The following is a 22,558-nucleotide window of genomic DNA, read 5'->3' as shown; positions in this document are numbered from 1 at the left end:
CTAAATTAGAGCATATGTTCGAGTGCCCCTCCAAACCTTCCGACGCGGTGAACATCGCCGTACTGTTGTGAACATGAGTGTTCGCCTCGCTCCTGTCACCGGTACAGCGACGTCGATGCCTGTTCTCGATATCGCGGCGGCTGTGCTCGCCAAGGATCCGGCGGCCTCGTTGGGCCAGATCGCTGTTGCCGCGGGGATCGGGCGGACGACGTTGCACAAGCAGTTCCCGACCCGGTACGACCTGCTGGTGGGGGTTGCGTCGCGGGCGCTCGACATCAGCGAAGCGGTGATTTCTGCTGCGCCGGCCGACCCCGATCCGCTGCGTCGGATGGTCGTCGACCTGCTGCCGTTCGGTGCCTATCTGACCTTGCTGACGGCACAACCCGAGGTCTTCGCCGACGACACCATCACGTCGCGGACCGATGCGCTGACCGCGCCGATCGCGGCGATCGTGGCCGGCGCCGGGACCCCCGGCGTACCCGATTGGTGGCTCGTCCGGTCGCTGCATGCGCTGCTGTTCACCGCCTGGGATCTGGTTCAAGCCGGCTGGCTCGCGCCTCGTGACGCACCTGAGCTGGTCCTGTCGACGTTCACCGGAGGAGTGCTGACGCGATGACCGAAAGTTCTGTGCTCGAAGCGTTCTGGGCCCGGAAAGGGCCGGAAGACCCGTTCCCGATCTATGAACAACTCCGCGCGGGTGGGCCGATGGTCGGTTCCGGTCTGGAGTGGGCGACGACCGATTACGCCACCTGCAACACGATCCTGCGCGACCGGCGCTTCGGGGTCCGGCCGGCGGGTGACCCCGGACCGACGTCGGAGGACACCTCGGGCAATACCCTGGACCTCGGTTTCCTCGAGCGCGAACCACCGGATCACACCCGGTTGCGGCGGCTTGCCGCGCCGGCGTTCCGGCCGAAGATGATGGCCGGGTACGCCGAGCGGATCGCGGACTTCACCCGTGACCTGATCACCGGCATCGAGCGCCGTGCCGCGGCCGAGCCGGACCGCCCGTTCGACTTGATCGCCGACTTCGCCGCACCGCTCCCGATCGGCGTCATCACAACACTGATGGGCATTCCGGACGCCGACGTCGACCGACTGTCCCGCCACGGCACGGTGGTCGGATCAGCATTGTCGGGCATCTACACACCGGCCGAAGCGGCCGCGCTGGCCGCGGCGAACGCCGAACTCTACGAACTCTTCAGCGAGCTCATTCCGCTGAAGAAGGCGCACCCGGGCGACGACGTGATCAGCTATCTCGTCGCTGCGTCACCGGACGGGATCACGCCGTACGAACTGCACACGACTGCGCGGCTTCTGCTGATCGCTGGGTTCGAGACGACCGTCAACCTGATCGGCAACGGAATTGCCGCCCTGCTCGATCACCCGGCTCAATGGGAGCTGCTCCGTGCCGAGCCGGGGCGTGCGGCCGCTGTCGTGGAAGAGGTCCTGCGGTATGCGCCGCCGGTGCAGAGTACGAGCCGCATCGCGCACGAGCCGGTGTCCGTCGCGGGCGTCGATCTGCCGCCGGACAGCTGGGTGCTGCTGCTCCTCGCCGCGGCCAACCGGGATCCCCAGGTCTTCAGCGATCCTGCCGTCTTCGACATCACGCGTCCCCGGCAGGCTGAGCATCTGGCCTTCTCGAGCGGCATCCACTACTGCCTGGGAGCCCCACTGGCCAGGCTGGAGGCCCAGATCGCGTTCGCCGAACTCGCGACCAGAATCCCGAAGCTGCGCCGACCCGAACCCACCAGCGACGACAAGCCGAGTATGCGGGCGTCGAGAGTCATCCGCGGATACGCCAAGCTGCCGCTCCTGGTCAGTTGATTCAGAGTGGTCCTAGTACGTCCGGTACGGCGGCGCGGAGCTCGAGGTCGTCCAGGACGGTGAGCAACTGCTTCTCTTCGTAGCGGAAGTGGTTCTCCATGATTGCGGCCACGCCTTCGAGGTGACGTTCCAGTTCCGTCGGGGTTGCCGAGCGATCGACCGCATCACGCAGCCCTTGGAGCAGGTGCTCGATCATCGAGTGGTCCTGGGTGAGCGCGCGCAGGACAGGTGCGAGCTGTGGGTGCGCGGCTTCGATGGCGGGGAAAAGCGCGCGATCCTCGCCCCGATGATGTCCGTCGAGCGCAGCGCAGAACCCATGGCAGTAGAGCAGCAAGTCCCGGCTCGCCTCCTCACTCGGCGCCCCGGCACGTACGGCGTCCCGGGTGACCTGCAGAGCTTCCCGAATGCGACTGTGCACCCGCCGAAGCTCAGTGCCCCAGGCAACAATCCTGTCCGTCTCCCCCTCGATCACCCGAGAATCCTAAGCGGTCCGCGGCTCAGGCCGGGAATGTTGCGCCGACCAAGCGTTCTGACAGCTCCCAGAGCTTGCGGCCGTCCGTCGGGTCGGCCAGTCGGCTGTACATCGGCTCCTCTGCCGGCAGTCCGCCGAGGTGCCGGAATCCCTTTGGACCGTACAACCGACCGCCCTTCGCGTCGGGGCTCGTCGCCGCGTAGACGGCCGGCAGCGCTGCGGACTCCGCCGTACCGAACAGCAATCCGAGGCGCGACATCGCGCGGATGCCCCGCACCGCGATGGTGTCCTTCGGACGGCCCATCTCGGGCTGGGCAGCCAGCAGATTCGTCGGAGAGATCCCCGGGTGCGAGAGGTTGCTCCGGATCCCCCACTCCTGCGCAACGCTGCGGCGATGGAGCTCCATCGCGAACAAACCAAGAGCGATCTTGGAGTGACTGTACGACCTGAATCCGTGGTAGCCCTTCTCCCAGTTCGGGTCGTCCCAGTTGATGCCGTTCTGGTTCGCCGACAGGCTGACCTGGCTGGTCACGTGCGCCTTGCCCCCGCGCAGCAGCGGCAGCAACTGCGCCGTGAGCGCGAAGTGACCGAGGTGGTTCGTCGCGAACTGCAACTCGAAACCGTCCTTGGTGACCTGGCGGGTCGGCGGGGTCATCACCCCGGCATTGTTGATCAGGACGTTGATCGGCCGACCTTCCTGCCGCAGTTCATCGGCGAGAGTGGTCACCGAACTCAGCGACGACAGGTCCAATGCCCGAACGGACACCTTCGCCCCCGGCGTCTGCTCCCGGATCCGCTGCGCGGCCGCGCCGCCCTTGGTCTCGTTGCGGACCGGCATCATCACCTCGGCGCCGGCCCGGGCGAGACGCGCCGCGATGTTGAACCCGATCCCGTCACTCGCACCCGTGACGAGCGCGAGGGTCCCGGTCAGATCCGGAACACTGATGTCGAGAGAGCTGCGTGGCATGGAGAAAACTCCTCTGCTGAGCGTGCCGCGTCCGCATGACCGGCGCTGTAACGCCATCGTCGGCTGTTCGCGAAGCCGTATTCAGTGCTGGCCTAACCACGGCTCAGCAAGCCGTGGCTAAAAGGATTGGCCGGTACGGCGGGTGAGTTGGTACCGTGCCGGGGTCCGTGACATCACAGTTGGAGGTGAGGCCCCGATGAACGCTGAAATGCGGTGGGTGCTCCCCCTCTCGTGGTCACGGGCGGGCGATTGACGTAGGTGTCATCGGGAGCGCCGTCAAAGCTCCCGAAAGGAAACACCTATGAACTCTTTGCCTTTCAGTCCGGGCGTCGGTGCCCACGCGGTGACGATCTCGCGCGTCGCGGACAACCAATGGCACGCGATCGAGAACGACCTGGTCGTCGGCCGTGGTCACGCCTCCCGCCGGCTCGACGGCCGGACCTTCCTCAGCATCGACACCTGGCGCGATGCCGTCTTCGACCGGCTCGCGGCCGCGATGGTGGTCGACCAAGCGGCGCCGCGATACACGGTGGTGGATGTTGCGGATCGCGACCTCACGGCCAGTTGGGTACGCGCGGGATTCGTCCCCTGGCGCAGTGAGTCGGAGTTCGTCGTACCGACGCGATCCGAGCCCGCGGTGATGCCGACCGGAGTGGTCATCGCAGCCGCTGACGAAGCTCCGCTGCGTGAGTTGGACCAGGCTGTTCGCGCCGAGGTCGAGTCCAGCGTCGGCTGGGAACGGATGCCCGCGGAGGTGCTGCCTTGGCAGGGTGGAACGCGGCCGATGGACCCGACGAAGTACACGGTCGCGGCGCGGGATGGTCAGTACGTCGGATTGGTCCGGGTCGCGACGATGACCCGGCGGCCGCGGATCGGTCTGGTCGCGGTGCTCGCTGCTGAGCGGCGGCACGGGATCGGTCGGGCGTTGCTGACTCACGCGCTGAGTGAGCTGCACCGCTCCGGCTTCGAGCTGGCCACGGCGGAGGTCGACGAGACGAACACGGCCGCGATGGCGATGTTCGAGCAGCTCGGCGCCCGTCGTACGGGTCGCAGTGTCGAGCTGGTCAGCCGGACCCAGGAGGTCTGACCATGCCCAAGACAGCAGGCGGTATCGAGGTCGAAGGCACTGTCATCGAGTGCCTCCGCAACGCCAACTTCCGGGTCGAACTCACCAACGGCCACAAGGTCCTCGCCCACATCAGCGGCAAAATCCGGAAGAACTACATCAAGATCCTCCCCGAAGACCGGGTCCTCGTAGAACTGAGCCCCTACGACCTGACCCGAGGCCGAATCACCTTCCGCTACCGAAACTGACACCACCCGGGTGGTGCGATGAGTGGCGGGAGGCAGACCGGACACCGCTATTGCTGCCGCCTTCGGCGGAGGCGCTGGGCAGCCGCCGCGGAGTGGGTCCGTTGTGTGTGCCATATCCCTCATGGGGGTGTTGGCTCAAGACTAGAACATGTGTTCGATCAGGGGTTAATCTGAAAACATGCTTGGTCGGTTCACGGTTCGCGCGGCCGACGACGGATCTGATGGGTTCGGCGTCTGGGACGGTGCGGTCAACGGGTGGCGTGCGTTCGGTATCGAGACGGAGAAGGAGGCACACCGGGTAGCGTCCGATCTCGACGTACAGTACGACGCGCACGGGCCGCGACCGGCCGACGCCGTTCGGAGGGTGGAGCCGGCGCAGCGGGTGCAGCGGGCCGAGTGGTCGACCGGAGAGCTCGACTACTGGATCCGCGACAACGGCGAGTGGCTCGGCCGGGTCCGGTACGAGGACGGTCGCATCGTCTGGATCCCGGGCTCCGACCTCAGACCCCTCTGACCCCTGGACCCCGGCACCGCTGGACCCCGGCACCGCTGGACACCTGCTCCTTTCCGGAGCAAAAACCGCGCTATCCGCGCGAAAGTCTCCGGAAAGGCCGACACCGGGAGGTCAGCGCGGCCGAATCTCCGGCGGCTGGGGCCGGTCGCCGGGCTTGTCACCAGGCTTGTCACCGGGTTTGGGTCGGTCGGAGTCCGGTCCGTTGAGCATCTTCTCGGGTGGCGCGACGAAGTTGCGGTCCGGGAGGCCGCGGAGGCCGCCCTGCATGGCGGTCTGCCAGAGCGGTCCGGCCGTCCCGGAGCCGGTCGGGTCGGAGATGTCCTCGCCGTTCAGGGTGTGGCCGTACATCAGGTTCCGGTACGGGAGGGTCGCGTCGGCGACCACCGCGGCGGCGGCGAGGTTCGGTGTGTAGCCGGCGAACCAGACGGCCAGGTTCTGCTGGATGGTGCCGGTCTTGCCGGCCATGTCCCGGTTGCCGAACCGCAGCCGCCCGCCGGTCCCGCCCGGGTCCATCACCGCGCTGAGCACCCGGTTCACCCCGTCGGCGACCTGCGGGGAGATGGCCTGCTTGCAGTCGAACTGCGGGGTCGGGAGGTACTTGCCCGCCTTGTCCCGCACCGACGTGACGACCAGCGGCGTGCAGTACTTGCCGCGGGCCGCGAACGTCGCGTACGCGTTCGCCAGCATCAACGGCGTCACGTAGTCGACGCCCAGCGTCATCGACACGACCTGGCCGAGCGGCTGGCCGTTCTGCGCGTTGTACATCCCGAGCTTGGAGGCGATCCGCGCGATCGGGCACAACCCGGTGCGCTGCGACAGTTGCAGGAAGTAGGTGTTGGTCGAGTACCGGGCTGCCTCGACCATGGTGAGATCACCGCTGCGGGTCGAGTTCTTCGGGGTGTAGTCCGGGTCGTACGTCGTTCCCGAGCACGTCCTGAACTTTTTCCGGCTGAGATCGATCTGCTCCGGCGAGTTGATCCGGTAGTCGATCGCGAGACCCTTCTGCAGGGCCGCGGCGATCGTGAACGCCTTCATCGTCGACCCGTTCTGGAATCCGCCGTACCCACCGGCGTAGGACTTCTCGACGTTGTAGTTGTAGTTGGTGTGGTTGCTGCCGTTGCCGTACGGCTTGCTCTGCACCATCGCCTTGACCAGGCCCGTACCGGGCTCGACCATCGTGATCGCCGCGATCGCCGTGTCCGTCGGCTTGCTGTGTTTGGCGATCGACGCCTGCGCGGACGCCTGCATCCGCGGATTGATCGAGGTCCGGACGGTCAGGCCGCCGGTCTTCAGGTAGTGGTCACGATCCTTCACAGTCGCCCCGAGAGACGGGTTCTGCAGGAGCTTGGAGACGACGTACTCACAGAAGAACGGGTACCGCGAGCTGGCGCAGCCGTTCGGCACCGGCTCGACCTTGCTCAGGTCGATCACCGGCGTGTGCTGGGCCACCCGAGCCTGGTGCGGCGAGATCACGCCGAGCTCGTCCATCCGCCGGATCACCACGTCCCGCCGGGCCTTCGCGCGGGCCAGGTTGTTGGTCGGGTCGTAGCCGGTCGGGTTCTTGACCAGGCCAGCCAGCAGGGCAGCCTGCGGCAGCGTGAGTTTGTCGGACGTGGTCCGGAAGTAGTGCTGCGCAGCGGCCTGCAGCCCGTACGCGCCGTCGCCGAAGTTCACCAGGTTCAGATAGCGCTCGAGGATCTCGTCCTTGGACAGGTCGCTCTCGATCGCGATCGCGTACCGCAGCTCGGTCAGCTTGCGCTGGTACGAGACCTCGGTGGCCTGCCGGCGTTCCTCAGCGGTCCTCGCCTTCTCGACCAGGCTCAGCTTCACGTACTGCTGGGTGATGCTCGATCCGCCCTGCTGCACCTCGCCCTCGCTGGAGTTGCGGACCATCGCCCGCAGCGTGCCTTTCAGGTCGAGCGCGCCGTGGTCGTAGAACCGCGAGTCCTCGATCGCGACGATCGCCTTCCGCATGATCGGGCTCATCCTGCGCAGCGGCACCGGCACGCGGTTCTGCTCGTACAGCGTCGCGATCACCGTGCCGTCCGAGGCCAGGATCCGGCTCCGGATCGCGAGCGGATCGACCTCGAGCTGCTGCGGCAGATCCTGCACGGTATCGGCCAGCTCGGCCGCGCCACGCCCGGCGAAACCGGCGAACGGAACGGCGAGTCCCGCCGCCAGCGCGCCCGACAGCACACTCACGCCAAGGAACGTGATCAATGCTCGGGCCTTGCGACCGCCCCTGCCGGTTCGCATACCTCCAGGCTAGAGCAGTGGCGTGTCACCCGACAGACCTGAATTGATTGCCTTGATCAACTGTGGCCGCAACTCCCTGGCGGTGATGACCGCGTCGACCGATCCGACCTCGGCCGCGCGCTGGATGCTGTGCACCCGGTCGAACTCGACCGCGACCTCGGTGAGCTTCTCGGCCCGTACGACGGTTCGCACCTCGGAAAGCTCCGTAGCCAAGGCGGCCCGCTCCGCACCGGTCGCCGAACGAACCCGCTCGGCCAGCGCCGCCACCCGCGGATCGGCCGCCGTCCGCGCGTCCACCTCACCCGCGAACACGACCGCCGCCGCCGGCGCGCCACCGAGCACCGAGGCGAACGAGCCCTCGATCGCCAGCACCGTCATCGACGGGTTCAGCGACTTGGAGAAGACCACGAACGCGCCACCGTGGTACCGCGACACGACACAGAACACGATCGGGCCGCGGAAGTTCACGATCGCGCGACCGATCTCCGCGCCGTACTCGAGCTGCAGGTTGCGCATCGAGTCCGGTGAGCCGTCGAAGCCGGACAGGTTCGCCAGGACGACGAGCGGCCGGTTCCCGCTGGCCGCGTTGATCGCGCGGGCCACCTTCTTCGACGACCGCGGGAACAGCGTGCCGGCCGTGTACACGTCCGGCCCGTCAGCGGGCGGGAAGCCCCGGCGCGGCACGGACTTGGATTCGATCCCGACCAGACAGACCGGGTAGCCGCCGAGCCGTGCGTCCTGGACGACGGCGGTGTCGGCGTCGGCCATCCCGGCCCAGCGCTCCAGCACCGGGTGGTCGAGGTCGGTGACGGCCCGCATCAGCGTGCGGATGTCGAACGCCTTCTTGCGATCCGGGTTCGTGGCCGCCGAGAAGATCTCGCCGACCGTGGTGAAGTCGCTGCCAGGGACGTTGTGCGGGTACGACGAGACATCGCGATCCATCGGGTCCGACGTCTCGGCCCGCCGCGGACCCGGCTCCCCCGGTACGACGTACGTGTGGTCGTAATGCAGCATCAGGACGTCTCGCGCGCCCTTCAGGTCGGGCGCCCAGTACTGCGCCTGCCCGTTCGGGCCCATCACCCGGTCGTAGCCACCGATGCCGAAGTTGTCCTCGGCGGAGACGCTGCCGGAGAAGTCGAGGGTCTGCTTGCCGGTCAGCACCATCGCGCTGTCCGGCGTCATCACCAGGATGCCCTTGGTGTGCATGAGCATCGTGGCCTCGGCGTTCCAGTACGGCTGGGCGCCGACGTTGATCCCGGCGACCACGATGTTGATCTCGCCGCCGGCCTGGGTGAACTCGACGATCCGCTTGAGCGCCTTCGCGACCCAGTCCATGTTCTCGGTACCGGAGTCCATCGAGATCCGGGCACCGGCCGACAGTGAGTACCACTCGACCGGCACTCCCATCCGCTCGGCCAGGTCGAGTGCCGCGATGATCCGCGCGCACTCCGGCTCCGCCACGGCCCCGAGGGCCATCGTCGGGTCGCCACTGAGCGCCACCCGGGTGACACCGTCGGGGTACCGCTCGGTCGGCGTACTCACGACGCCGAGGATGATGCCCGCCTTGTTCAGGCCGCGCGGCCGCTCCACCGGGACCAGGTTGCCGCTGTCGTCCAGGTCGTGCTCGACGAACGAGCCGCCCGCGCCGGCCACCATGCCGCTGACCTCGTACGGGTAGATCGTGTTGCGGCGGCGCGACCGCTGCACCTTCTGGGCATAGTCGTCCAGCGGCATCAGCCGTCCGGTCGGCGGCTGCTCCACCGACACCACGACCCCGGCGCCGTGTTGGTAGTAGAACCGGGCCGCGACCGGGTTGATCGTGCCGTCCGGTGCCGCGACGTCGCCCTGGACCAGGACCTCCTCGATCCCGGCTCCGGCGGTGAGCGGCGCGATGTTGCGCTGCAGCGCGGTCACCTCGTCGACCTGCGCCTCGACGACCGGCCAGATCTGGACCCAGACGTGGTTCATGTCGAGCTTGGCACCGGCCGCGCCGCGCTCGGTCCGGGCCCGGCGGATCGCCTCCAGGCAGTTCGCGATCGCCCGCTCCGCGTGCGGCAGCGAGGTCACCTGCCCGTCCTCGTCGCGGACCACGGCGAACTGACGGACCTGGGCCAGCGCGACCAGCCGCTGGTCGGCCGCGTTCTCCCGGGCGACGCAGTAGTAGAGCAGGACGTCCTCAGGACCCTCGAGCCGGGTGATCCGGAAGTCGCGCAGCCGCCACAGGTTCAGGCGACGGCCGACCATCGGGTGTACGCCGCGGACGTTGTCGTCCTCGGCCACCGATCCTCCGGCCGGGCGATACGTGAAGTACGAGACCTGCCGGTCGTGGCCCGGCGCGATCGCCACCGAAATCCGTCGTACCCGCTGGGCGATCGGCAGCGCGGCGACCATCCGGCGGAACCGGTCGGACGCTTCTTGCTGCGACTCCGGCAATTCCGGGCCGGACAGGTAGAGCTCGACGACCGCCTCGTTCCCAGCCGTACGAGCGTCGACCCGCTCGGTGAGCGCCCGCGAGAGCGCGCTGTCCGGATCGGCGAGCTCGTCCACCGTCCCGACGGTCGTGATCAGGTGCGTCGGCCGGTCGTCGACGCTGTAGTCGGCGGTCGCGAACGGCCGGCCGTCGACCGCGAACTCGCGGAGGTCATGCAGCTCGTACTCGCGGTAGTGCCGGCGGATGAGCACCTCGAGCATCGGCTCGCGCTCACCCCAGCCGTTCTCCAACCGCTGCGCCAGGAACCGGACGATCGGCTCCGGGATCGCGGCCAGCGCGTCGATCCGCTTCTGCCGGTCCTCGGCCTCCGGGTGGGCCGCCAGGTCCGCGACCTCGTCGCCGACTCCGGCGATCACGGATGCGCGCTCCGCGTCCACGAGCGGCTGGTCGAACCAGCGGAACCGGACGCTCCTGGCCAGGTCGCCGATCACTGGGAAGCGCAGCTGCGTCGCCAGCACCAGCCGGTCCAGCAGGTCGTGCGCGGACTCGTCCAGCGGCGCACCGGGACGCGGCTCGGCGATCCAGCGCTGCAGCACGGACGTCACGAGCACTACGTCGGGAGTCGACCGCTGCTGCGCGAGGAAGATTCGGAACACGGCCTCTTCGAGCTCAGTACTGCGCTCGGGGTCGGTCACGCCGTAGTGGCTGAGCACCCGAGCCAGCCGGGCCCGGAACTCGGCCGGCAGGTCACCGCGCTCCGGGTCGAGGCTCTGTAGGTAGGTGTGGAAGTGCTCCCGTGGGCTGTGCACCCGGTTCTCGATGCTGGTGTCCGCGCCGGCGGGCCGGTTGCGGCTCAGCTCGGCGAAGTCCGCGAACACCTGCAGCAGGTCGATCTCGGCCACAACAGGTGGTTCTGACAGCTCCGAGCGTGCGGAGAGGTAGTCGGCGAGCATGCCGCCCTCGTCCTGCGGGTCGATGTCGAACCCGAGCAGCATGCTGCGCAGATCGTCCAGACCACGCTCTGCCCGCTCCGCCGCGGACTTCTCGCCCGTCCCGTTCGGCAGGTCGAGTTGTACGCCGTTCTCCACCGGGGCGGCCGCTTCGACATCGCCCTCCTCGGCCACCGGCTCCAACCGGAGCAGCGGCGCCCCGGTCTCCACCTGGCTGCCGGTTGAGACCACCAACTCCTTCACCGTGGCCTTGAACGGCGCATACAGCACCGTCTCCATCTTCATGCTCTCCAGCACGAGCACCGGCGCACCGGCCTCCACCTCGGCGCCACTCGGCACCGGCGTCGCAACCACGAGCGCAGGAGCGGGCGAGCGCAGTACGCCGCCCTCGTCACGACTCACGCGGTGGGTCACGCCGTCCACCTCGACCAGGTGGACCGGCCCATGGGTCGCGGTCACCAGCCGGAACCGCTGCCCGCCGACGACCAGCCGGCTCGTGTACTCGTCCAGCCGCTCCAGCTCGGCATCCACCACCTTGAGGTGGCCGTTGCCGGTGCCGACGCCGACCCGGAACCGATCCGGCCCGATCCGCGCCACCGTCACCCGGTAGCCCGCGCCGCGGAGCTTGAGGTCGATCGCGCGCCCCACCTCGTGCTGCACCTGCGGACGGCCGCCGTGTGCGGTCTCCAGCAACCGCGTCCGCTCGACCTGCTCGGAGTCCTCGTACCCCTCGATCGCGGCCGCGACCAGGGCGATGCCGGAGTGCCGGTGCGACACCAGCCGGCCCTCGCCGCGGACCCGGTCGATCCAGCCGGTGTCCGCCGTACCGTCGATCACCTCAGGCTGGTCGAGCAGCTCGAGGATGAAGCTCTTGTTCGTCGCGCCACCCTCGATCAGCACAGTGGTCGCGCCGACCGCCCGGCGGAGTCGCGCGAGCGCCTCGTCCCGCGTGCGGCCGTACCCGATGATCTTCGCGATCATCGAGTCGAAGTCGGCCGGGATGGTGTCCCCCGCGCTCACCCCGGTGTCCACCCGCACGCCGGGACCAGCAGGCAGATCCAGCACGGCGATCCGCCCGGGCGACGGCGCGAAGTCGCGATCCGGGTCCTCGGCGTTCAGCCGGGCCTCGACGGCGTGACCGCTCTCGGTCGGCTTCGGGCCTTCGAGCCGTCCGCCGGAGGCGATGTGCAGCTGAGCCTTGACCAGGTCGACCCCGGTGGTCAGCTCGGTGATCGGGTGCTCGACCTGGAGGCGGGTGTTGACCTCGAGGAAGGCGAAGCTCTTCTCCCCCGGGTGGTACAGGAACTCGACCGTCGCCGCGCCCTGGTAGCCGACCGCGAGCGCCAGCCGCTCGGCCGAGGCCTTGAGGTCGTCGACCTGCGATGCGGACAGCAGTGGGGAGGCAGACTCTTCGATGACCTTCTGGTTCCGGCGCTGCACTGAACAATCCCGTACGCCGAGGGCCCACGCGGCACCTTGACCGTCCGCGATCACCTGCACCTCGACATGCCGCGCGCCGGTGACGAGACGCTCGAGAAACACGACACCACTACCGAAGGCACGGGCAGCCTCGTCACTGGTCCGCGCGTACGCGTCGGTCAACTCGTCTGCTGACCGGACCACCCGGATGCCGCGGCCACCACCACCGGCCGTTGCCTTGAGCATCAATGGGTAGCCGATCGTCTCGGCCGACGCCAACGCCGCCGCCAGCGACTCGACCGGCCCCCGGCTCCACGGAGCGACCGGTACGCCGACCTCCTCGGCGATCAGCTTGGACCCGATCTTGTCGCCGAGCTTGCGCATCGCCTCCGGCGACGGACCGATGAACGTGACCCCGATCCGCTCGCACAGCTCCGCGAACGCCGGGTCCTCGGCAACGAATCCCCAGCCGACCCAGGCGGCGTCGGCCTTCGTCTCCAGCAGGGCCCGCTCCAGCAGCGCGAGATCCAGGTACGGCCGCGCGGACGCCGGGCCGAGTGGGTACGTGAGATCGGCCTCGCGTACGAACGTGGCGGTCCGCTCGCCCTCGGTGAAGAGCGCGACCGTTTCGATCGGCTCACCGCCTTCGGCGTTGACCTCTCGCACCGCATTGATCAGGCGCATGGCCGCCTCACCGCGGTTCACCACTGCGATACGCTTGAACATCGACCGCCTCCGTGTCTCACCCTGCTTGTACGGTTGGGATTGCCAGCCGCCGCCACAGGTTTTCAGCCCGGAGGCGTTACCGTCGAGTCGGGGTGCCTTTCAGGAGTGTCGGTCAGTTCATCTCGTCAGTTCATGGGGGTCAGATTCCAGCGCTGACAAGGCCCGTTCCAGTACGGCCAGGTGATGACGTCCGCACCGCTCTGGTCACTGCACTGGTTGACGTCCAGGGACCGGCCGGTGGGGTTGTTCTGCAGAATGCTCCAGGATTCGCCGATCGCGGGTTCGATCCGCCAGAGCTGACATGGCGCGTTGTCACTCGGGGTGATTGGCACCACAGGTGACCCGGATCCACCCGGGCAGCCCTGGATGTCGACGTTCTTCTGCGAGTTCGGGTCGTAGATCTGGTAGACGCCGTCGCCCTTGGAGATGAGCTGCCAGCGCTGGCACGGGCTGCCCGGAACCCAGTCCCACATCCGGATCTCGGTGCTGGTCGGGATAGTTCCGCAGTCCTGGATGTCGAGGACCTTGCCACCGCGGACCGCGGACACCTTGAACCGGCCGCTGAGCACCCGCTCGGTGTACACCGGCCGGAGGATCCATTGCTGATTGGCTTCCGCCGTACAGGTCTGTTGCACGACCGGCACCGCATCGCCCAGCGAGCTGCCGCGAACGCCGGCGCACTTCCCGCTGTGGGCGAAGCGCAGCCGGACGACGGTGTCATAGCTGCTGCCTTCCAGGTACTCGACGGTCAGCTGCTGATTGCCGGTCCCGGAGCACGGCCATTGCAGCAGTGGTACGTCGTCGCCCTGCGACATGTCGGCGACGTCGAGGCAGCGCGCCTTCCCGTCGTCGTGCGAGCCGTCGTTGTGCACGGTGTGGACCTCGAACTGGTCCGTTCCGGCGACCTGCACCAGCCGGAACCGCTGCTGGATGTTCCCGTTGCACTGGTACTGATGGATCGGAGCCGCGTCGGCCTGGTTCGCACCCGGTACGTCGAGGCACTTGCTGCTGTGCCGTGCGACCAGTTCATAGGCACGGTTGTCGATATCGAACTTCGGCCCGGTCGTCGCACCCACCGCGGTCTCGCGCCACCCCGAGACAGGTGCGGCGAACGACGTACCACTTGATACCAGCGTGGACACCTCCCGGCCGCCGTTGTCGAGCGCGTACACGATCGCGGCGTCGTCCTTCCCGTCGGCCGTGTAGTCGCCCGCACTCAGCGCGGCCTTGGCCGGATCGAGGGCACCGCGATACCACTGCGACTCGGTCATCGCCGTACCGGACGAGACGAAGACCCGCAGCGCAAGGTCGTTCTGGCCGTACTCGTACATCGCGACGACGTCGTCCTTGCCGTCACCGTTGACATCGGCAACGACCGGCTTGCTCTTCTCCCAGCAGTACGCCGTTGCGTCCGACAACACCACCGGATTCGCTGCGAACGTCGAGCCGGTGGATCTGCGGACGGTCACCTGGGTGTGGCAGTTGCCGAGGTTCACCAGGTCGACGAGGTCGTCGAGGCCGTCCCCGTCGACGTCCGCGAGCAGCGGCGCGCTGCGCGACCAGTCGCCGGTCGTGGTCACCCATTGCACCGGTGCGCCGAGATTCCCGCCCGGGTAGAGCATGATCTTCCAGGTGCCGTTGCCGTTGTCGAGTTGGACCGCGATGTCGTCCTTGCCGTCGCCGTTGACGTTGCCGGAGATGATCCGCGCGCCACTCAACGGCCACGCCGCCGTTGCGGAGTACCAGACCGGCGTGGACGGAGCGTCGTACCGGCTGCCGTCGGATTTCAGCAGGTACGCCGCGATCCGCCGGCCGGCCTCCTCCCGGAACAGGACGGTGTCGGTCTTCTGGTCGCCGTCGAAGTCGCCCTGGACCGGCCGGGTCCGGTAGAGTGCGTATCCGCCGTTCTCGCCGGAATCCCAGCTGAGCGTGCCGGTCTGCAGCCCGCCGGGCTTGGAGAGCACGGTCCAGACTCCGGTCCGGCCCCAGCCGTGGTCGAGCACCGCACTGATGTCCGCGCGGCCGTCGCCGTTGATGTCGCCGCGAACCTTGGGGATCACCGCGTCGTTGCTACTGGCAACCAGATCGTAGGCGCGGGTGACCCCGCTCGGGTTGCCGGCCTGGTCGACGGCGCGGACGTACAGGCGACGCAGCGGGATCCCGGTCTGTGGATCCGGCCAGACCGTCACCGGAAGCCGGGCCGTTCCGTCCGCTCCGGCCTTGATACGGGACAGGACCTGGTCCTGCTGGAAGCCGTAGAGGTACTCGGCGACATCGGTGTCGCCGGTCGCCGGCCGGAGGTTCACGATGCCGGTGGTCTTGGCCGGCACCCCGTCCTCGCCCTCCGGCGGGAAGTCGGTCGAGACCAGCTGCGGCAGACCTGGCGGCTTCGCGTCCGTAACGAAGTAGCACCGAGGACTCTCGGCGCCGAACTCGATCCCGTCGTCGGCCACGCTGTCGTTGCTACTGGCAACGTAGTAGTACGGCACCCCGGCGGCGAGTGCACCAGCCGGCAGTTGCGGCCAGGCGAAGGCCGCGCCGGAGGTCGTCGTACTCGAAGTGGTCTCGTAGACCACCGCGCCGGTGTCGGCCCGGCGGATCGACAGCTTGGTGACCAGGTTGTCGTTGTCGGGATCGCTGGCCACCGCCGAGAACGACGGCGGTACCAGCCCGCTGATCACCGTCGGCGCGGTCGCCGAACCACAGGGCTTCGGCCGGGAGAAGTTCACCTTGTCCGGCGGCCGAGGGGCGTTGTTGTACCGGATCGTCAACGTCGCCGTGCCGGGGTGAAACTTCTTCCACTGGAATCGGTTGCCCTCGTCGGGCGCCCGCAGCCCGAAGGTCGCCGTGCCCAGGCGGGCGTCCGCGATGCTCTGGATCATCGCGCGGACCTTCTCACTGGTGAACCGCATCGGCATGTCGGGTTGGCCGCCACCCGTCCAGGCGTTGCCGCTCGCCTGGGCCAGCTCGTCCAGCCAGTAGTTCCCCGAGTTGTTCCAGGTCAGCGGCTGGCTCGGAGTGATCGCGTTGGTCTTCCACAATGCCGTCGGAGTCGGGCTGCCCGACGGCGAGTGGTCGAGGACGATGTCGAACGACGCCGCGATGATCCGGGCCCCGGCCAACGCCGTGGTGTCGAACTGGAAGAACGAGCGGTACCGAACGGCGTAGTCCCACGAGTAGCCGACCTTCGCGCCGTCGTCGCGGTCGTAGTTCCAGTAGGACTGATCGCCTGCCATCTGGTTGACGTGTGTCCAGAGCTGGTTGCCGATCGGGATGGACGCCGCGGGGACGACCATCGTGTGCTCGATCGGTGCAGCTTGTGACTCCGCTGTCATCACCGCCGGGACGGCCAGCAGCAGCGCGAGCCAGCCGGCCAGCACCCGACGGTTCAGCACCCGGCGGTTCAACAGATCCCCCAGTCGCGACAGAGTTCGAAGGCGCGCCGGATCAGCTCGCCGCCCAGGTAGATCCTCCAGGCCAGCCCCGCACCGCGGGCCGAGCTGAAGTCCTTGCTGTCATAGGGTTTCTTCCACTTCGGCGTGCCGTCGGGGTAACGGACCGGATCCGGATCGACCTCCTTCTGTGTCTCGGCCTTCCATTGATCGCGGGGCGGATTGTCGAGCTGCTCGTTGAGCCGTTGCTGCAGCTCGTCCATCCGGCGCTTCTGCTCGGCCTGGTCCTCGCGGCGTTGCTGTTGCTGCTGCTTGATCCGCTCGCTCGCGTTGCCACGCGTCGGTGTGTCCGGCTTGTTGGGCGGACGTGTCGGCCCCTCGGGCCGGCCCTGCGGTGGTTTCGGCGTCTCCGGTTTCGGTCGCGGCGTGGGCTGGTTCGGTTTGGGTTTGACCACGTCCGGTTTTCGCAGCGGTTTCACGACCTTGTCGGCGATCTTCTTGACGATCCACTTGATCCGCTGGACGATCCGGATCTCGACCTTGAGGACCAATTGCTCGATCAGCTTCGTCTCGGTGCGGAAGTGCTCGATCCAGCGGACGACCGGTTTCGAGACCACGTCCCACAGCCAGCAGAGGAAGTTCCACACCTTCTCCGCCACCCAGACGATCAGCCGGACGATGTCCTTGATGAACACCACGATCGCGACGAACGCGATCACGACGGCGGCGACGATCTCCGGGCTGGCGATCACGATCGGGATGATCACGAACGCAAACCGGCCGTCGGAGTCCTCGAAGCTGACCGGGTTGTTGTTGGCGTAGGCGTACGCGTTCAGCTGTTCGGGCGATTCCGGATCGATCTCCGGATCGACCGAAATGAACCGGCCGACCGACTGGTCGTACTCGCGGGCACCGAGCTGGACGAAACCGGTGTCCGGATCCATCGTCCCGGTGTGGAATCCGCGCTGCCCGGGCCACTGGGTCGGAGCCGTCCCCCGGAGGTCGCCGTACGGCGTGGTCCGGCGACGCTGGACGGTTTGGTCGGCAGCGTCGACCGCGATGTTCGGAGTGCCGTGCAGATCCGACAACAGCCAGCTCAGCTTGCTGCCGGTGCGGACCGCGACGACGTCGTCCCCGAACGTGTAGTACCGGGTGCCGCTCAGCTTGCCGTTGGCGCCGAGCAGGATCTCGGTCTCTCCGACGTACAGCGTCGTACCGCTGGAGTCCTTGCGCAGGATCCGGTTCCCGTCGCCGTCGTAGACGAACGACGAGCCTTTGCTCGAGCCGGCGAGTTTGCCGTCGTCGGTCCAGCTCAGGGTCTCGGTGCTCGTGCCCTGCGTGCGCGACGTCAGGTTGCCGATCGCGTCGTACCCATAGCCGGTGGTGGTCTTGGTACCGGTCGGACTGGTCGTGGTGACGCTCTTGAGTGCGTTCGGGTGCGAGTCCGCGCCGTAGGTGTAGGTGCTGGTCGTGGTGGCACCGGTGGGCGTGACCTTCTGCTCAGAAAGCCGGTTGCCGGACGTGTCGAAGGTCCAGCTCTGCCAGTACGGCGTCGGCCCGCCGAGACCGGCCGCGGTCGGGTCTGTCGTGCAGTCACCCGATCCTGGTGTCCAGGCTTGCGTCAATCGGCGCAGGTAGTCGTAGTCGAAGCACTGGGTGTCGGCAACTTCCCCTGTGGTCGTCGAGGGAGTGTCGGTGATCTTGGTGACGTTCCCGGCCGGGTCGTAGTTGTACTCCGTGTCAGAGATCCGCTTCGGTGCTGTCTCCCGATCGGTGACCACTCGGGTGAGCCGACGCGTGCCGTACTCGTACTCGTTTCGCTGCTGGACCCATTTCCCGGTCGACGCGCCGAGCGTGAGGACGTCCGTCTCTTCGTACGGCGTGTAGGTGCTGTTGCGGACGTACGTCCCCAGCTCACTTCGCATCGCGGTCGGCAGACTCTGGGCGCTGTAGTCGACCGTGAGCGTCTCCGCGGCCAGATCGCCCGCGGCCGGCAGCGAACGGGTCGCCACCTTGCCGTCGTCGGTATACGTCTGCGATGTGACGTACGTACCCGCAAGTGCTCCCTCGGACGCCGGGAGCGTCACAGAGTTACCCGTCGGCCGTCCGGCGTCGTCGTACCCGGTCACAGCGGTGGTGTACGCATTTCCGTTTACATAACGGGTTGTGGAGGTCGGCCTGCCCTTTGCGAGCGTGTCGAACGTCCAGCTCAGCTGCACCGTTCCGGACGGTGAGCCGGCGCGCTGTGAGGTCCGCCGGCCGAGTTCGTCGTACGTGAAGCCGAGCGTTACCCCGCGAGCGTCTGTGCTCGATTCGATCTGGTCGGCGGCGTTGAAGGCGTACGTCGTCGTACCGCGGTCGGGATCGGTTTCGGCGATGCGACGGCCTTGGATGTCATACTGGTAGCTCCAGACGTTGCCGGTGGCATCGGTGATCGACTTCAGCTGCCCTAGCTGGGTGTAGGTGTACTTCGTGCTGTCGTAGGCACCCGTCCAGGTGTCGCCGCGGTACGTGCGCAGTTCGGTGAGTCGGCCACGTGCGTCGGTGATCCGGGTGGTTGGTGCCTGTCCTTGCGGCGGATCGATGCTTTGACGGGTCGCAGTGACCTGGTGTGAGGTCCTGTACTTCTCCTGGCCGTCCGAGAAGTAGATCTGCGCTGACGGGCGGTCGGCCCCGTCCCAGAGGCTCACCTGTTGTTTCGGGACGTCCAGGTCGTTGACGTAGAGGATCTCGGTCCCAGCCGCGCCAGCGTTGAAGTAAGGACCCGAAACGATGCTCTGCCGGCCACGGGAGTCGTAGCGGTAGTCAGTGACGAGCCGTCCGGTGCCCGGCGCCGGCTCCTGGGTCTGCCGGAGTCGCTGCAGGCCGTCGTACAGCTCATAGGCGGTGTCGTACACACCATTGGCCAACCGGGTCCGCGTGGTCACTGCGGACGATGCGTCACCGCGGAGGAGGTACTCGTACTCCACGTCCGCCGGACTGGTCGCCTTCGGATGACCTGGGTTCCAGACCTTCGCGGTCCGGCCGACCGGGTCCAGCGTGAGGTCGGTGCGTTTGCCGTCCGGCGAGATCACCGCGGTCCGCGCACCCCAGGCAGGTTCGTACTCCTCGACCGACTGCATGCCGTTCGGTGCGGTCTCGGTCACCTTGGTGGTCGGACCGTACGCGGGCTCGTACGAGATCCGCGAGGTTTGGTTGAGCGCATTCGTGACGGACAGGCGACGGCCGTACGCATCGAACGACGCGGTGAAGACGGTCTCGTACTTCGGTCTGCCGTTGCTCTGGAAACCCGCCAGCCGATCACCGCGAGTCGGCACACCTCGGGTCGGGGGATCCGTGAGCGACGTGTGGTCGTCGTAGTACACCTGCTCGTCGCTGAGGACCTGGTCGTTGCTCCAGGCCTGGTCACACGCGGTCGAGACCGTCCACTCGCGGGACACGAGTTCCTGGAGTCCGACGGTCGGATTGTCCAGGTACTCGTAGCGGGTGCAGGTGTCGTCGTTCAGCGTACTCACATCGTTCGCGAGCTGCTTCGAGAGCAGTCGGCCCTTGGTGTCGTACTCGTGCCGGTTCGCAAGGTCGAGTACGCCGCCGTCGACGGCCTGGTACTGCGTCACGGCCTTCTGCGCGGTCATGTACGCGTACCGCGTTCCCCACGGACGTACCTCGGTAGCCGTTGGTGCCGAACGCCAGTAGTCGTTGATGGTCTTGTTGACGACCGCAGCGCCGTTGTACGTGATCTGCTCACGTACTTCGCCGGTGAACTCCTCCAGGTCGTCGACCGACGTACCGGTCGAGTCGGTGATCTGCGCCGACCTGGAGGTTCCGTCGCCCTTACGGTCACCGTTCAGGCCGCGGAAGTACTGCGACTGCGTCAGGGACTGGGTCTCGCCTTCGGCGCCCTTGTAGACGCGGACCTTCTCGTAGCCACGCCACTGGTTCCAGGTATGGGTGGTGGTGTCGGCGAGTCCGTCCTGCTCGTCGTAGTGCCAGGCCGGGTTCCCGACGTACTCCACTCGGCTCGTGACCACGACCGGTGCGGCCGGAACACTCGTGGCCGCGCTGCGGTCGACCTCGTTGGCCTCGGTCACGACGTACTTGTGGAACCAGTCCTGCCGTTCGCCCTGGTCCTGCGGCGTCCAGCGCTGCGGCCGGCACAGCTTGGTGTTCTCGGCCGGGTCAGGCAGGTTGTTCGCCGTACATTGCTTGTCGGAGTAGACGACGGCCAGATCGCCGCCGGTGCCGTAGTGGACGGCCTGGATGCGGTACCACACCATGTTCGGCAGGTTGGGGTTCTGCAGGTCGACCCGGTTGTCCAAGCCGATGCCGTCGAAGTTCGTCTCCGGTAGCTGCAGGTCTCCACCGGCCTTTCCGGTGTTCGAGACTCCTTCCAACCACAGTGCGCGGCCGGTGCCCGCGCCGTTCGTGTACTCGTGCCGCAGTGTCCACTTCTGCACGTCACTGAAGCCAGTGGGACGCCAGACCTGCGTAGTGATCTGGCTGAGGCGTTTCTGCGTCCAGAACGTCGGAGTGAAGTGGTTGTTGCAGTCCGTCGTACTGGCGCAGTTCAGGTCCCATGGGGTGTCCGGGTACGACGCGGGCTGGGCGGGACCGCAGTTCGCTCCTTCGCAGCGCTCGGCCAGCGTGAACAGGACCTTGCCGACCGGATTCTGTGTGTAGACCTGTCCGTCGCGCTGTCCGTACTCGATCGACCGCAGGTTGCTGCCTCGCACGTAGCTGCTCACAGCGGTGGCCGTCAGGTTGCGCGCGTAGTTTCCGGTCTCAGGGTCGTAGAACAGGCTCATGGTGTTGCCGTGCCGGTCGACGACGTAGTCGAGGTTCCACCGGTAGGCCTGCTGGCACCAGGAGTCGGCGTACGCAGTCTTGTTGCACTGCTCCCCCGCGTTGTTGCCGAACACCGGCATGGTCATCGCGGACTTGGTCTCGGTCTTGCCAGACTCCCAGCCGGGCAGGCGGTTCAGGCCGAAGTAGTACTTCGTACCGTCCTTGCTGGTGACCCGCCAGTACTCGCCCTTCTCGTTGACCGCGACACCCTCGTCGCCGTTGGTGGCACCCCAGAGCTTCTCGACCACGGTGCCGTCGTCGCCACGCAGTCGCCACGTCTCCGACGTACTGGATTTGGCGACCAGGAACATGTCACCAGACTTGCCACCCATCGAGATCGAGGCGTTCTCGGTGGCGAAGCACAGGTCGCCGGTGAGCCGGGAGCCGTTGTTTCCTGGATCTTTCGAGCAGCTCTTGAACCGGCGCTCGATCGTGCCACCACCGCTGAGGTCGAAGCCCTGGCCCGCGGCCGACACCTGCGTGTTGGTCCCGGACGTCAGGCCGTCGAGGGACGCGGACGAGTACTGCAGGGCGACGACGGGCTGCGGCCCGCCCATACCGGGCGGCGATTCGATCGGCATCGACCACTCGAAGGCTCCGGACGGGCCGCCGATACTCCACTTCGCGGCACCGCCGGACAGGTCGCCCCTGCTGTAGTCTCCGCCACCACCGCCGGGCGCGGCGGCCAGGGTGAACGTGGCGCCGGTCGACACCTCGGCCTGCAGCGTCCCGCCACCATTGTTGCTGGAGGCAATCGACTTGCCGGTCTTGGCGTCGTACAGGCGCAGGCGGTTGGACCAGCCTCCGCCGTACGTGTCCTGGAAGGCGCTGTAGTCCAGCGTGAGCTTGACCTTGCCGGGTCCCTGCACTCCATCGGTACGACGGACGTCCAGCGTCAACGTGTCACCCTGCCGGGCGCTCATCGACACGCGAACCTTCGCGGGACCACTCGCAACCCCGGTCGCCATCCACGCCTGGGCCGCGTCCGTACTCGGACCGATCCAGACCGGCAACTGACCGGCGCGCTGCTTGGCCTCGGCGGGCGTTCCGGAGATCAGGGCATTCCATCGGCTCAGCTTCGTGCCGTCGCCGGGCGGCGGAACGGCGACCTCGGCGACCCCGGCGGACGGCCAGGTCAGCCGCGGCGTCCGCGGCTGGGTCGCATCGGTCATCGCTGGATCCGCGGATCGTGGCACGGGCTTGGCTTCGACACCTGGCACGGACTCGTCCTTGCGCAGCGTGATCTTGGGGTCCGGCTTGGGGGCGGCGGCCGCCGCACTGAAGCCGTGCTGCTGGTTCCCGGCGACGAGGGCCAGGCTGAGCAGAAGGGTGAGCGTCGTGCGCAGCAGGGGACAGCCGCTGCGCACCTTTCGTCGATCCGATTGGGCGGTCATCGGAGCTCCTCTGGAGGGCGGTGCTCACAGAGTGGCTGGACCCGACCTGGC

At 67.5% G+C, this 22,558-nt stretch carries 11 protein-coding genes; 5 read left to right on the top strand and 6 right to left on the bottom strand.

The window, feature by feature from the left end:
- Positions 1 to 73: 73 nt before the first annotated feature.
- Together ACWF4Z_RS22170 and ACWF4Z_RS22165 are read left to right on the top strand one after the other, a co-directional pair.
- The gene (locus tag ACWF4Z_RS22170) at positions 74 to 616 is read left to right on the top strand and encodes a TetR/AcrR family transcriptional regulator (protein ID WP_452245009.1); all 543 of its coding nucleotides are present in this window, start codon (positions 74 to 76) and stop codon (positions 614 to 616) included.
- The gene (locus ACWF4Z_RS22165) at positions 613 to 1,827 is read left to right on the top strand and encodes a cytochrome P450 (RefSeq protein WP_452245008.1); all 1,215 of its coding nucleotides are present in this window, start codon (positions 613 to 615) and stop codon (positions 1,825 to 1,827) included. The genes ACWF4Z_RS22170 and ACWF4Z_RS22165 overlap by 4 nt, the downstream gene beginning before the upstream one ends.
- Position 1,828: 1 nt before the next feature.
- Here ACWF4Z_RS22165 and ACWF4Z_RS22160 read toward each other — a convergent pair whose 3' ends face one another.
- Positions 1,829 to 2,299 carry a hemerythrin domain-containing protein gene (locus ACWF4Z_RS22160; protein WP_452245007.1) on the bottom strand — a complete coding sequence of 157 codons (471 nt, stop codon included), beginning with the start codon at positions 2,297 to 2,299 and terminating at the stop codon, positions 1,829 to 1,831.
- A 25-nt stretch (positions 2,300 to 2,324) separates the two neighbouring features.
- Entirely contained in the window at positions 2,325 to 3,266 is a 942-nt protein-coding gene (locus ACWF4Z_RS22155; protein WP_452245006.1) for an SDR family oxidoreductase, read from the bottom strand.
- A 301-nt stretch (positions 3,267 to 3,567) separates the two neighbouring features.
- Here ACWF4Z_RS22155 and ACWF4Z_RS22150 point away from each other — a divergent pair, with 301 nt between their 5' ends.
- The 3 genes from ACWF4Z_RS22150 to ACWF4Z_RS22140 all read left to right on the top strand — a co-directional run bounded on the left by ACWF4Z_RS22150 (position 3,568) and on the right by ACWF4Z_RS22140 (position 5,094).
- Complete coding sequence (locus tag ACWF4Z_RS22150) at positions 3,568 to 4,353, top strand: GNAT family N-acetyltransferase (protein ID WP_452245005.1); 786 nt, start codon at positions 3,568 to 3,570, stop codon at positions 4,351 to 4,353.
- Between the two features lie 2 nt (positions 4,354 to 4,355).
- On the top strand, positions 4,356 to 4,580 hold the full coding sequence (gene infA, locus ACWF4Z_RS22145; protein ID WP_452245004.1) for a translation initiation factor IF-1: 225 nt from the start codon (positions 4,356 to 4,358) through the stop codon (positions 4,578 to 4,580).
- A 178-nt stretch (positions 4,581 to 4,758) separates the two neighbouring features.
- The gene (locus tag ACWF4Z_RS22140; RefSeq protein WP_452245003.1) at positions 4,759 to 5,094 is read left to right on the top strand and encodes a hypothetical protein; all 336 of its coding nucleotides are present in this window, start codon (positions 4,759 to 4,761) and stop codon (positions 5,092 to 5,094) included.
- A 111-nt stretch (positions 5,095 to 5,205) separates the two neighbouring features.
- Here ACWF4Z_RS22140 and ACWF4Z_RS22135 read toward each other — a convergent pair whose 3' ends face one another.
- From ACWF4Z_RS22135 to ACWF4Z_RS22120, 4 genes are all read right to left on the bottom strand, one after another.
- Positions 5,206 to 7,350 carry a transglycosylase domain-containing protein gene (locus tag ACWF4Z_RS22135; protein ID WP_452245002.1) on the bottom strand — a complete coding sequence of 715 codons (2,145 nt, stop codon included), beginning with the start codon at positions 7,348 to 7,350 and terminating at the stop codon, positions 5,206 to 5,208.
- A gap of 9 nt (positions 7,351 to 7,359) precedes the next feature.
- Positions 7,360 to 12,876 carry an ATP-binding protein gene (locus ACWF4Z_RS22130; protein WP_452245001.1) on the bottom strand — a complete coding sequence of 1,839 codons (5,517 nt, stop codon included), beginning with the start codon at positions 12,874 to 12,876 and terminating at the stop codon, positions 7,360 to 7,362.
- 125 nt (positions 12,877 to 13,001) lie between these two features.
- Positions 13,002 to 16,271, bottom strand: a complete 3,270-nt coding sequence (locus ACWF4Z_RS22125) for an RICIN domain-containing protein (RefSeq protein WP_452245000.1) — start codon at positions 16,269 to 16,271, stop codon at positions 13,002 to 13,004.
- A gap of 8 nt (positions 16,272 to 16,279) precedes the next feature.
- Positions 16,280 to 22,507, bottom strand: a complete 6,228-nt coding sequence (locus ACWF4Z_RS22120; protein WP_452244999.1) for an RHS repeat-associated core domain-containing protein — start codon at positions 22,505 to 22,507, stop codon at positions 16,280 to 16,282.
- Positions 22,508 to 22,558: the final 51 nt, after the last annotated feature.

The organism is Kribbella sp. NPDC055071, from assembly GCF_053608045.1.
Note: the sequence above shows the minus strand (reverse complement) of the source record. Positions and strands in the feature narration are given on the sequence as shown.

Bases quoted from the DNA above. Each gene is read 5' to 3' on its own strand.
- ACWF4Z_RS22170 (WP_452245009.1), top strand. From the start codon at position 74: ATGAGTGTTCGCCTCGCTCCTGTCACCGGTACAGCGACGTCGATGCCT.
- ACWF4Z_RS22165 (WP_452245008.1), top strand. From the start codon at position 613: ATGACCGAAAGTTCTGTGCTCGAAGCGTTCTGGGCCCGGAAAGGGCCG.
- ACWF4Z_RS22155 (WP_452245006.1), bottom strand. From the start codon at position 3,266: ATGCCACGCAGCTCTCTCGACATCAGTGTTCCGGATCTGACCGGGACC.
- ACWF4Z_RS22150 (WP_452245005.1), top strand. From the start codon at position 3,568: ATGAACTCTTTGCCTTTCAGTCCGGGCGTCGGTGCCCACGCGGTGACG.
- infA (WP_452245004.1), top strand. From the start codon at position 4,356: ATGCCCAAGACAGCAGGCGGTATCGAGGTCGAAGGCACTGTCATCGAG.
- ACWF4Z_RS22140 (WP_452245003.1), top strand. From the start codon at position 4,759: ATGCTTGGTCGGTTCACGGTTCGCGCGGCCGACGACGGATCTGATGGG.
- ACWF4Z_RS22135 (WP_452245002.1), bottom strand. From the start codon at position 7,350: ATGCGAACCGGCAGGGGCGGTCGCAAGGCCCGAGCATTGATCACGTTC.
- ACWF4Z_RS22130 (WP_452245001.1), bottom strand. From the start codon at position 12,876: ATGTTCAAGCGTATCGCAGTGGTGAACCGCGGTGAGGCGGCCATGCGC.
- ACWF4Z_RS22120 (WP_452244999.1), bottom strand. From the start codon at position 22,507: ATGACCGCCCAATCGGATCGACGAAAGGTGCGCAGCGGCTGTCCCCTG.